The sequence below is a fragment of the Flavivirga algicola genome, from assembly GCF_012910715.1.
Taxonomy (GTDB): domain Bacteria; phylum Bacteroidota; class Bacteroidia; order Flavobacteriales; family Flavobacteriaceae; genus Flavivirga; species Flavivirga algicola.
The window spans coordinates 620,667-633,157 of sequence record NZ_JABBHF010000002.1 but is presented as its reverse complement, the minus strand read 5'-3'; the positions used below and the strand labels follow the sequence as shown (position 1 = coordinate 633,157).

Genomic DNA, 12,491 nt, shown 5'->3' with positions numbered 1-12,491 from the left:
CCTACCGACCCCGATGCCAGGATCAGTGTCAAACCTGGTAAGGCGAGAAAACTAAATTACCTGAGCCAGCTTAGTGTGGATACAGCTCACCATGTAATCACGGATATTCAGGCCTATCATGCCGAGGGAAAGGACAATCAATATTTAGAAGATATTAGTAACCGATTAAAAAAACGATTGCATGGCCAAGGGCTGATATGGCGAAATTGTTTAGCAGATACAGGTTATAGCAGTGGCGAGAACTATGCTTTTTTAGAGTCAGAGGGTTTACGAAGTTTTATACCTCCCCATGGGACTTACAAGGGTGGTCCAGATGGATTTACATATGATAAGTCACAAGATTATTACACCTGTCCACAAGGCAAAATCATTCCCTTTAAAAAAGAGTTTATAGAGAAAAAGAACAATACTAGGAAAAAGGAATATAGGGCATCAAAGCGGGTTTGTATAGGTTGTCCCATTCGCTCCGAATGTTTAGGTAAATCGGCACAGGAAAAGAAATTTACAGTGACGTTTTATCGAGCGGAGTATGAGCGTAACAATGTTCGTGTAAACAGCTCGGAGGGGCGTTATATGAAAAGTAAACGTCAAAGTACGGTAGAACCGGTATTTGGTACCCTTACCCAATTTATGGGGCTTAGAAAGATAAATACCATTGGTATTGCACAGGCCAATAAGGTGATGCATCTATCGGCTATGGCATATAACCTTAAAAAATATTTGAAATTTATTGGTAAAACCGTGAAAAGTGATGCCCAAGGGATGCATCATTTTGTTTTAGAGTTAAAAGCCTCAATATCACTTCAGATAAGACCTTTAACAGCTTTGAATATTTAGTGGAAAAAAATGCCTTTAAAAACAAAAGCCCTTTAGAAAGGAGCTTTTGGATTCAATTCTACGATTTTTTAATGCTTTGTGCAACGATTACCAATGTTAGCAAAAGTAATTTTCCATTAATATTCAGCCGTAACACTAAATCCGATTCCAACGCTACCTAATTTTTTCCATTCCGCTTGACTGGTCAAACGTGTCACAGTAGCATTTCCTAAAAGTCCTGCTGAAAAGAAAACCTCATTTTCTTTATTTCCTTTGTTTTCCACCAATTCTATGGTCAAAAAGAAATCATCTTCAACGATAATGTTATATTCGGAAAGGTTTAAGGTGAATCCACCTTCTTTGGCATCAACGCTGAAAATAATATTTTGATTTGTTAATTTATTGTTCGGCAATCCCTTTTCTATATCGTACAAATTAAGTCGAAATTTCATTTTCTCTCCTGTATTTGATGTAACGTTTGCGTGAAATTTTGTTAAGTGAATTGGACTCTTTTTTACTTTAATCTTAATTCCAAGTTCATTTCCAAGTTCAGCATTTCTAAAACCGCCTCTCATCATTTTTGACTTGGTTTTATTACCTATAACCTTTTCTTTCAGTTTTTTATTTGAAACTACAACTTCATTCAATTCAATTACTTTTTCTAAAAGCGAAATATTCTTGTTTTCTTTTAATGTTTTGATAAATTCGTTTGCAATAAAAATCCTTGATTCATATCCAATAGATGAAATTTTTATTGTGTCATTTATGAATTCGTTTGGTATTTTGAGAGTAAATTCCCCATTTTCATTAGAAACAGTTCCTTTGTCTCTATTTAGAATTCCAATATTAATATATGGAATTGGTTCATTAGTTTGAGCATTTTTGACTACTCCGTCTGCTGTATTTTGTCCAAATGTAACTAATGTAGTAAATAAGAATAATGCAACAAGTAATACTTTTTTCATCGTTTTAAAATTATCGTCTATGATAATCGTTTTAAAAAATTTAGTATGTTAAAAGTTATTTAATTAATAAACAATTATGAATAATTCTTAAAATTTTCAAAAGATTAATTTAATTCTGAATATTGTCGTTTTTTATGTTCGTTAAGATACATAGTTTACACAAGTTAAAGCTTATGTGTTTACACTAAATTAGTTTCTAACCTTGTCGATTGTTGTTTGTTTCTTAATTGTTTTTCATTAAAGTATCCTAAAAGTACATTTCTGTAATATACTTTCCAAATCCCCTGACCTAGTTCATGAATTCCTACATGTTTTCCTTTTAATGCAGCTGTTAAATATACCCAATAATATGATTTCCATCTAATGGATCCACTTTTAGTTACTTTAAGTACTTTATAGCTACTATCATAATCAAAATGAGGTATTCTTTCAGGGAAGGGTCTACATGAAAAATCATGTATATCAGCAGGTGTTCGCATATCCAAAGCTTCGTGTGGGCGTATATGATTATATTCCTTTACAAAGTGATTTAAACGTCTTTGCTGGGCTTTTAAATCATAGGTAGCAGGTTTAGCACAAGCGGCTTTTAAATCGCGATGCATGCGTTCATGTCTACCGTTTTATTCAGGATGAGCTGGGTCAGAAAATACAGGGGTAATTCCTAGTTCTATAAACCAGTAAGAGAGTTGAGTATAACGTTGTATAGCTCGTACCGATCCAAAAGGACTTCCATTATCAGTATGTATTTGTTTAGGGATGCCATAGACTCTAAAAACCTTTGTAAACTCAGCCTTTGCAGCTTTTAAGGTTTCTTTATAATGCCCTTTGGCAGTGAATAAAAATCGACTTTTAGAGTCTGCGATTGTAAGCGGATGACAGTATATTTTATTGCCCATAAGGAACTTACCTTTATAGTCCGCACTCCACACTTCATTACACGATTTGGGGTCAAAAATAGGATATACAGGTTTTACTCTACGCATTCGTTTTTGAGGGCATACTAAACCGTTTTTTCGAAGAATATTATGAACAGTCACCACCGAGGGTATTTGATCTTTAGTAAACTCTTTAAACAATAAAATTCTTATTTTTTTTGCTCCCCAGAGCTTATGTTTTTCTTTTAACCTTAGAATACTTTTTATAATTTTTTCATTTGTGGTTTTGGGATGTTTTCCAGGTTTTCTAGATTGCTCTTTTAGTCCCTCATAGCCTTGATTTTCGAAGCGATCAATCAATTTATAAGCGGTGGGTCTAGAAATTCCAAAACTCTTGCATAATTCTGTAATGGTATATTTTCCTGTTCGCCATTCACAGATAAATTCAATTTTTTGTTCCATAGTTGTTGTCGTTTTCCAAGGCATGATAATTTGATTTTTCCTTCAAATTATACCTTAAAAAGTGTAAACTATGTTTCTTTAACTTTGTTAAAGGATGTTTGTTTAACGTACCAATTCTGATACCTCGTCAGCTTGCTGCGGGGTAGTTCATTAATCGATTGATTTATTAGCTACAGTTTTAATAGAACTAATCCTCGTACGTCAATTCCTTCCAAAGTTCTAACCCAGAAGCAGTAGGTTGTTTTTTTATAAGATCCATAATTAATTCTTTATTCTCTTTACTAGAAACGTATTCTTTTACTATCTTTTTTAGAATTTTAGAGTTTGGAGTATACCTGCCAAAGTAATTACCATGAAATGTAGGTTTTTGATTAGTCTCATCTATATTCATACCAATTTTCAAATTTTCAGAAAAATAAGCACTTAATTTCACATCTTTTTTCAGGTTAATTACGACTTTTGCCATTACTATAGATAACATTAAATATCCTATATCATTTACCGTTTGATCCTCATCATCAAACGGTATACTAATATAATAATCTATAGCTGCTTCTTCATAAGATTTATTAATCCATTCCTCTATATTATGCAAAGAAAGGCTTTCATTTTCTTTGTAATCACACCAACATGTCAACGCATCTTGACTATAAAAAAGAATTAGTCCATGTACTTTATTCTCCTTAGTCATTATGAAATCCTTGCAACTATTGGTAAGTTTATATTCCATTAACTCCATCCATCCCATTTTGGAAGTGTCAATTTTATTAGATTCTAACATTCCTAATTTTTCTAGTAATATATTACCTAGCTCTGCATATGCATATGCATCTGATTTAGAAAGTCTTTTTGCCCATTTTACAATAGGATGGCTTTTCGATAAATTAGGCTTAAAATCATTATGATGTAACAACCAATTTGTTACTTTGGTATAGAACTCTAGATAATCGGTTTCTTCAGGGTCATCAATAAAGTGATTAGCATCAGGACTTAATTCTCCTTCATAGCTCATCCAGTAACTTATAAATGGCTTTATAGGGATGTCATTATAATTTTCTACGTGTTCGATGTTAATATCTTCATTAAGCACTATTAGATGTTGTGTTTTTTTCTTGAAATTTTTGAAATCTTCGTATTCGTAAAGTTCACAAGCAAAATCAGAAATCTCCGTATATAAGTACGTATTTGTTTTCTTTTTAAGAATTTCTACAAATTCTTTTTCAGTACAATTTTCTGCTAATGCTATATCCAAAAACGATAGGTTTTTATATCTAGAATTGGATTTTTCCGAAAACATTTGCAGACATTTTTTTACTTTATTCATGATATTTATAATTATAATGACCTAATACATTGCTTATAACGTTTAGTATAACCGTCAGTTACGGGTTAATATGCGTTAATTTTCGGTTTGACACAGACTTTAGCAATTCCGAGTGGATTCGGACGTAGTCGAATCCGCCGTAATTGTGGTTATACATTGTTACCACACGTTTTTTATGTTAGTAAGTTTTTTCCAAATTCAATAATTTGAGAAACACTTTCCTTTACTATTTGCTTGTTTCCCTCGTTCACAAAATCTTTCATAAGTTTAGGGCCAAGTTTAGTCATTTTAGCCCATATCCAAGAAACTTTATTAGCAATCCATAATTTTGTCTTACTGGATAAATTATCTCTTAATTCAGTAATGTCATTTTTAATTTCGTCAATTTCTGCTGAATTAGATTCTGTTATATGTTTATCAAGTTTCTTAGTGACTTTTTCAAAATAGTCATCTAGTAAAAGAATATGCTTAGGTTTTAATGGTTTATCTTTTTCTTCATCAACAATTTCAAACTCCGTATAATAGTCATCTCTAAATGATTCTATAATTGGGTCTTCAAATATAGATTTTACAGTATCATACATTTTTAAATACTTAATCCAAGCATTGAAATATTTGCTGATTTCCGTCCCTTGTATCCATAATTCTCTTTTGTCAGTTGTTAATTCAGAATGCGGTGTGTATTCTATTAAAACCTGAAATTGACCTTTAACTCTATATTCTTTAATATAAAAATGGAAATCAGATTCGGTGTCAATATCTGAGAATCGAATTAAATCTTTTCCAGAATCAACATTGATGAAATTTTCTCCGACTTTATTGATGTATGGCTCAAGTGCTTTGAGAACGATTAAAGGTGTTTGTTTTGTTTTATTCACTTTATTTGTCAAATGTGTGGTAACGGTCTAGTATAAGAATAGTAGCGGATTTTTATGCGCTTATTTTTCTGTTTGTTACTGACGTTTGATTTATAATATTCATTTCGTTTAAGCACTTAGACCGCTATTATTTTTATACAATGTTGTGGTTAGTGCTTTTTTCATTTGCTTAATTTCAAAATCCGAAATGCACCTTGGATTACCAACGCAAAAACGATTATTCCGATAATCAAATCAGGTTTATTCGAACTCAACCAATTTACCAAAACTCCTGCTGTTATAACTCCCAAATTGATAATCACGTCATTCGAGGTAAAAATCATACTCGCTTTCATATGAGCCTCGTTTTTGCTCTTTGATTTTTGTAAAATGTAAAGGCAAATTCCGTTTGCAATAAGTGCAAAAATCGAAACGATTATCATTGTCGAAAAGTCGGGAAGTTTCTCGGCTCCGAAAAATCTTCTTAATACTTCCACGAATCCGATTATCGCAAGTGTTATTTGAAAATATCCCGCAATTTTGGCAATTCGTTTTTTTCTAATCAACGTTCCGCCAACTGCAAACAGACTTATTCCGTAAACGAAACTGTCTGCAAGCATATCCAAACTGTCGGCAACCAATCCTATTGATTTTGAAATCAGTCCTGTTGTCATTTCGATAATGAAAAAGGCAAAATTTATGGAAAGTACAGACCAAAGTAGCTTTTTTTGGTTTGCGTTTTCTTTAAATTCCGTTTGGTCGGTTTGTTCGGTCGAGATTTTCTTTCCACCTAAATTCAGTTCGAGAACGGACTTTTCAATTTGGTCAATTTGTCCGCTGTGGAAAACGGTCAGTTTTCGGTTCTGAATGTCGAAGTCCAAATTCGCGATACTTGAAATTCCGTCCAATTTCATTCGGATTAGGTTTTCCTCGGAAGGACAATCCATTTTGGTAATTTCAAATATCGTTTTGTTCATTCAATTTTGTTGGTTTTTCGCATTAACCACAACGTTAAGTATAAGAAATGTAGGGCAGGTGATAAGCACTTTCGTTTCGTTTTATTACTTAGCTAAATATAAATATTTTGCTTTTATCTTTTCTACTATAAACGCCAAATTTTATATTTAGCGGACTTCATTAATATACACAGACCTTTCGGTTTAGCACAAACGCCCTATGTTTTTTATACATTGTTGTGCTTTAGTGCTTTTCTACAATGTTTAAATCTAATGCCATTTTTATAAAATCAGAAATGCTTTTTCCTAAAATAGCCATTCCAGCATCGTGTGGATTTTCTAATTTATATCTTCCTTTAGCAGAACCATTCAGAGCGTAATCAAATCCATCAATTGTTACTATGCACCAATGTTTTTGTCTACATTCAATAATTATTTCGTCAGCGTAAAAAGGCCATCCTCCATCATATTCCGATTTCTTTATTTTTTTTGATTTAAAATCTGGATTTACATTTCGTTGAACTTCATCAATTATTGTTCGTTTATGTACTTTCTTAGGCGTTTCTTGATATTTTGTTGTTTGATTTCTGTAGTCTTTTTTTCCAAAATCCTTTTCGTAAAGCATACCAAAATCATAAGCAGTTGTTGCTGATAATTGCAAACCTTTTTGACCTAAACATTTAAAAATAAACTGTCTTGATAATGCGGAGATAAACTTTTCAAAAACAATAATAATTTGATGACTTATTTTTTGATAAACTTCGTGACTTAAATCGAAGTCCATTAATTTTTCATAATCGTTTTTGTTGAGAATTGTGTTTTCAAACTCCTCCCAAAGTTTTTTAGTGTCAACTCCAATTTTGGTATTGTCAGTAATTAAATCAAAGTTGTGATATCTTGATAATTTACCAAACTCTGAAAGAATAAAGAGTAGTCTCTTTAAATCCGAGTCAGATTGAATAAAATCGTTATCTAAATCAAATTGTGGTCTATTAAAATTTGTATAATAATTTTGAATTATTTCGTTAAGTAATTTTTCTAAATCGTGCCCAAGTTTTCTTAGGTATTTGAAGTTTGGAAGTTTTCCGTGTTTATGAAAATGAGCTGTACAAATGTAGGCTTTCATAAATCTCTCAAATCCTTGTGACAAAAGTTGAAAAGGGAGAAAGTAAAAATCGTTATTGAGATTTATATTTTGTAGTTCGCCAAAACCTAATTTAATAAGCTTGTCAGAGGTTTCAAATTCCTCTAAAAGCGCGAAATATTTTATATTCTCAATTTCTGGCATTCTGTTTTTTATTTCGAATTCAATTCTTTAATACCAAAGTAACATCTTTCACAGACTAACTTAATTTGAGCAAACTCCATAGAATAATCATTCCAACCATCAGTTTTAAGTCTTTCTTTTTCGCATTCAGAACACCAAGCTTGAAAATCGTCATCTTCATCCAATTCCATTCCACGATATGTTTCGAAAGCTTCTTCAAATCCAGTTTTGGATTCTGTATTCAAGTGTTGACAGATAAAAGCTTTTCTTATTTTTCCGTGAATGCTACATTCAATTAATTCGCTCTCAATTTTTTCGGCTTCTTCTTTTGTTATCTGTTCAGTTAAAAGAAAATATTTTTCCAAATGTTCAGAAATTACTCGATAAGTTCCAATTCCACCAATTATGTCAAATGCAATAGAAGTTAATTCCCAACCTGTGTATTTGTCTCCGTCAAAATGTGCATTAGTCAGATTGTCGTATTTCTTTTTTTCTCCGAATTCCTTGACTTTTAAAGTTCGAAATTTTCTCGGTTCAACAGAATCTTTATTAGCCCAAGCCCACATCCAAGTATTTGTCTTTTGCGAAAATGTGCCGACAGGAATGTATTTGAAATAAACCTCTTTATCGTCCGAGTAAAGTCTTAATGTTTCACTCGATTGATTGTAGAACCAATTGGCATAATTGTCAATATCATATTCTTTCTTGAAGCCGTCTTGAAATTCAGTTAATTTTCGACAAATTTTGTCAGCGTATTTTTCGTATTTCAGAGGTTTAAATATCAATTCAGTTCTTTTTTTGCATTAAGCACAACAATAATATAAAGGATATATGTCCTTTATATTCCATGTATGTTTATTTACAAATCTAGGGGATTTCGTATTAACTTAAAATTATTTACGGTAACTTGCGTGTATATTTCTGTCCTAGAAGATTTTGTATATATCTTAGATCTGCCCCATTTTATAAAAGATGAGTTGCAAAGGAATGGCTTAGCATATGAGGAGTCCAATGATGCAACGATGTTTTATATTGTTGGTATTGACTAAGGTATAATTAAAATATCATTGTCGCTTTAAAGTTCCGAATTGATGTTCAATGATTTATTCTTTTCATTTTTTTCAACTCCAATTTTCTTTAATGTTTATTAATAGTAGGCGGTTTTAAGATTTCATCCTTATCAAATATTACAAATTTTGATGCAGAGCAGAAAAACTTAATTTAACACCATTTTGCTATTAGTTATATGGCGTATTTGCAAATGTTGTTGCTTTAGTGCTTAACGAGTTTAATATTACGATTTCCGATTTTTAAAATATAAATTCCGCTTGAAAAATGACCTATATTTATCTTATTATCACTACCATTATATAATATATTCCCCTTAATATCATATATTGTCTTTTCTAAATTGTTATTCAAATCTTCGTTTTTTATGTAAATTATATCTTTCGTAGGATTTGGATAGATACTAGTGTCATTCAATATTGCTTCGGTTTCAGAAATACTTAGTGATGTATCAGTAATTCCTGTTCTTGAATAGTTAGTTACAATTTCCCAAATTATATTTTGTAAATAAGCTGAAAGTTCAGGAGATGGCGTTTGAAAACCTGAAGGAGGGTTGGCCATCAAATCGTTAGGTAAGCCAACAGGGCTTTGATTATAAACACAAGCATAATGAATCATAGTAATAGCATAGGCTCCCAATGAGTTTGGATGTATATTATCACTAAATAATTGGTTGATGTTAGTAATCCCAGGAACTAAATTGAGCTGAATATCATCGTAAATACGAGCCATCATTCTATGACCAGGAATTAAATAAACGGGAGTCGATCCATTTGGTCTGTTTGCATTTGCATAATCCTGCATTTCTTCCCAAAGTGATTCATAATCATCAAGCGTTTGTCTCCACGGTCCATCGCTATCGTCAATATTGGTCCAGGTTGTCCATAAAAGAGTGGCGGCTCCATTACCATTATTGCCATTATTCCATGCGTTATTCACATATAGAGAAAGGTGTTCGTTTGAATTTGTAATTTGTGTAAGAGGAACTGCTTCTGTAATGACTAGTAATTCAAAGTCATCGATATTATATCTTGCAGAAGGAGAAAGGTCATTTTCATGATCCCAGCGCCAAAACATACCTGATCCAGGAATCGTAGCTTTTACAATTTCATCACCAGCCCAAGTACTCCTCAATTCACTTATTAGCTCCACGTATTGGCCAGGCCAAGGTCCAAACAAAGGATCGGTTAAACTATGCCCGCTATGTATCTGTTTAACATCGAGAGGATAGGCCTGTTTTGGTGGAAGTGTTTGTCCGTATGCACTCCCAAAACTAAAAATTAATAAAATAATTGCTTTAATTTTCGTCATATTATTTATGGTTATCATATTTATTGTTTATAATTAAAGTTATGTTTTCAATGGTTTGCTAACACTTGAAATAAAAAGCCGTTTTAATGCTTCATCTTTTTGTGTTAACCATTGTTTTCTGGTTAAAAGATTCTTTATTCTATTAAATTTAATTGTTTATTACATTTAATCTACCTGACAAAGTAAAGTAATCTCTAATACTTTCATTACACTGTTTTCAGTGAAATTAGCTAGGTTATTTATCATGATTTTGATTATATAGCAGCAACGATTTATAATTTAAAGAAGCACCTAAAGTTTACCCTGGATTATGTATTAGAATATACAAAAGGCGGACTTAGATTTTTGATTTGCCTAAATAATCCGTCCATCCAAGGTCTTTTTTTAACGGGTAAAGCTATCTTCAAAACTTTTCTGTTGGTGTTTTCATTGTATCAATTTTTATAGATTAATAAAGTCCAACTCCATAAAAATTAAAAGGTTTTAACACTTATAAATCCTGTCATTCAAACGAAATAAGATTTAATCAAATGGTTATTTTAAAATCTTATGGTCAATCTCGGTTTAAAGTATTGTCATAAATCCCAAATAACATAAATAAGGAGATATCAACTCTTTCTCCTAAATTTTTACGAAGTGTAGAAAAAGCCTTTGTGATATGAGCTTCTACACTTTTAATAGACAAGTTTAAATAATTAGAAATTTCAATATTAGTAAGGCCTTCTTTTCTACTTAAAATAAAAACTTCTCTGCATTTAGGAGGCAACCTCTGAATTTCCTCAGTAATATGTTCTATGATTTTTGCAAATGAATTTTCATCCTTAATTTCAATTGCATTATCTAAGGCTTTAAAATAGGAATGCTCTAAGCGCATTGTTGCCCTTTTTTTATTGTATTGATTTACAAACTCGTTGTAAATTGACCTAAACAAATAATTTTGTAACGAAGTTGAAATATTGATTTTGTTCCTCTTTTCCCAAGTTTTTAAAAATACATTTTGAAGGATGTCTTGAGAAATGTCTTTGTCGTTTGTTAGAGTAAGAGCATAAGCAAATAACCTTTGACTGAATTTATCAACTAAATAAATAAAAGCTTTTTCTTCTCCTTTTTTAAGTGAATGGATTAATGTTTTATTATCAGAATAATTCATGAGTATTTTTGATATATTCTTAAAATTGAGAGATTATAATGCAAATATCAAAAAAAAATAGTTAAAAACTTAGGGTATTTTAAAATTGCTTTGTCTATTAAAAAAAGAAAAACGATTAATGAAACCCAAAGACATAGAAAAAATCATAGTAAAATACCTTACTAATGAGGCAGATTCAAATGATTTGGATGATCTATCTGATTGGATTTCGGATTCAAAAAATGAAAAATATTTCGAGTCATATGTCAAAACACATTATCAATTAAGGGTAGCTATGAATGAACCAGATATTGAAACTATAAAGAAGAATTTGTCTAAAAAGATAAAAAAAGATAAAAATCCATTTCATAAATATAAAAACAAATCTGTTCTTAAATACGCAGCTTTAGTTGCTGTTCTTTTAAGTGTTGGCTATTGGTATAAATGGAGTAACACTATAAATACTAATGAAAATGAAATTCCAACCTCAAATATTTTGATTTCAAAAGAAGCGTCAATTACTATAAAACTAGATGATGGAACTTTAAAAGTAATAAACCCAAAAGAAGTTAAGCAGATAAAAGATAAAAATGGGAATCTAATTGGAAATCAAAGCCAAACAGAACTTAGTTATTTGGAAACTTCTAACCCTGAAAAATTAGTTTATAATACTCTAAACATACCTTATGGAAAGAAGTTTAATCTTATTTTATCAGATGGAACAAATGTTTACTTAAATTCTGGAACTTCTATAAGATATCCAGTAAAATTTCTTAAAGGTCTTAATAGAGAAGTTTTCATAAGAGGAGAAGCCTATTTTGATGTTACTAAAGATAAAGAGCATCCTTTCATTGTTCATGCAGATGATATAAATGTAAGAGTTTTAGGTACGAAGTTCAATATCTCACATTATGCAGAAAATAATAATAGCAACACAGTTTTGGTTGAAGGCTCAGTTGAACTTTATAATAAAGGTGAAGACAATGAGAAAACAAATAACTCAACTATGCTAAAGCCTGGCTATAAAGCAGAATGGGATAAATCCAGTAATGATATATCCATTGAGAATGTAGACACAAGAATTTATACCGCTTGGATAGACGGTAAGTTGATATTTAGAAATACCACATTTAAACAAATAAGGCAGACTTTAGAAAGACAATACAATGTTGTAATTAAAAATAGCAATAAAGAATTAGAAGTACAATTATTTGATGCCACTTTTGATGTGGAAAATATTAATGAAATAATAGAAACCTTCAGTAGAAGCTATGCTATTCAATACGAAATTGTTAATAATGAAGTCTTGATTCACTAACTAATAAAAACGAGAAGTATATGAAAAAAACTAACTAAAAAATTAACCACAATTGATTTGCTTTTAAAAGAAAATCGGAAAATGTTGGCCCATTTCCCGATTTATAAAAAGTGATTTAAAACGAATTTTAAACCAAATACAAA

Annotated in this window: 11 protein-coding genes and 1 pseudogene; 2 read left to right on the top strand and 10 right to left on the bottom strand. The window is 31.1% G+C overall.

Going from position 1 to position 12,491, the window contains the following annotated elements; translation table 11 throughout:
- Positions 1–837 (top strand): transposase (locus HHX25_RS05300; protein ID WP_240964251.1); only part of this gene is annotated, 837 nt, incomplete at its 5' end.
- A gap of 116 nt (positions 838–953) precedes the next feature.
- On the opposite strand, the gene HHX25_RS05295 is transcribed toward HHX25_RS05300, so the two are convergent.
- From HHX25_RS05295 to HHX25_RS05250, 10 genes and pseudogenes are all read right to left on the bottom strand, one after another.
- Entirely contained in the window at positions 954–1,781 is an 828-nt protein-coding gene (locus HHX25_RS05295; RefSeq protein WP_169670891.1) for a carboxypeptidase-like regulatory domain-containing protein, read from the bottom strand.
- Positions 1,782–1,960: 179 nt separating this feature from the next.
- Positions 1,961–2,389: pseudogene (locus HHX25_RS05290) on the bottom strand (integrase core domain-containing protein); the annotation flags it as partial.
- A gap of 12 nt (positions 2,390–2,401) precedes the next feature.
- Complete coding sequence (locus HHX25_RS05285; RefSeq protein ID WP_169670887.1) at positions 2,402–3,142, bottom strand: helix-turn-helix domain-containing protein; 741 nt, start codon at positions 3,140–3,142, stop codon at positions 2,402–2,404.
- Positions 3,143–3,305: 163 nt separating this feature from the next.
- On the bottom strand, positions 3,306–4,442 hold the full coding sequence (locus tag HHX25_RS05280; protein WP_169670885.1) for a hypothetical protein: 1,137 nt from the start codon (positions 4,440–4,442) through the stop codon (positions 3,306–3,308).
- A gap of 173 nt (positions 4,443–4,615) precedes the next feature.
- A complete protein-coding gene (locus HHX25_RS05275; protein WP_169670883.1) occupies positions 4,616–5,320 on the bottom strand; it encodes a hypothetical protein in 705 nt (234 codons plus the stop codon).
- Positions 5,321–5,481: 161 nt separating this feature from the next.
- Positions 5,482–6,276, bottom strand: coding sequence for a cation transporter (locus tag HHX25_RS05270; RefSeq protein ID WP_169670881.1), 795 nt, complete (start codon positions 6,274–6,276; stop codon positions 5,482–5,484).
- A gap of 223 nt (positions 6,277–6,499) precedes the next feature.
- Positions 6,500–7,543: a hypothetical protein gene (locus HHX25_RS05265; RefSeq protein WP_169670879.1), complete on the bottom strand. Its 1,044-nt coding sequence runs from the start codon at positions 7,541–7,543 to the stop codon at positions 6,500–6,502.
- Positions 7,544–7,551: 8 nt separating this feature from the next.
- Positions 7,552–8,307 (bottom strand): DUF6882 domain-containing protein, encoded by a 756-nt coding sequence (locus HHX25_RS05260; RefSeq protein ID WP_169670877.1) that lies wholly within the window; start codon positions 8,305–8,307, stop codon positions 7,552–7,554.
- A 487-nt stretch (positions 8,308–8,794) separates the two neighbouring features.
- The gene (locus tag HHX25_RS05255; RefSeq protein ID WP_169670875.1) at positions 8,795–9,901 is read right to left on the bottom strand and encodes a T9SS type A sorting domain-containing protein; all 1,107 of its coding nucleotides are present in this window, start codon (positions 9,899–9,901) and stop codon (positions 8,795–8,797) included.
- A 553-nt stretch (positions 9,902–10,454) separates the two neighbouring features.
- Positions 10,455–11,051 carry an RNA polymerase sigma factor gene (locus HHX25_RS05250; protein ID WP_169670873.1) on the bottom strand — a complete coding sequence of 199 codons (597 nt, stop codon included), beginning with the start codon at positions 11,049–11,051 and terminating at the stop codon, positions 10,455–10,457.
- A gap of 118 nt (positions 11,052–11,169) precedes the next feature.
- Here HHX25_RS05250 and HHX25_RS05245 point away from each other — a divergent pair, with 118 nt between their 5' ends.
- Positions 11,170–12,348, top strand: a complete 1,179-nt coding sequence (locus HHX25_RS05245) for a FecR family protein (protein WP_169670871.1) — start codon at positions 11,170–11,172, stop codon at positions 12,346–12,348.
- Positions 12,349–12,491: the final 143 nt, after the last annotated feature.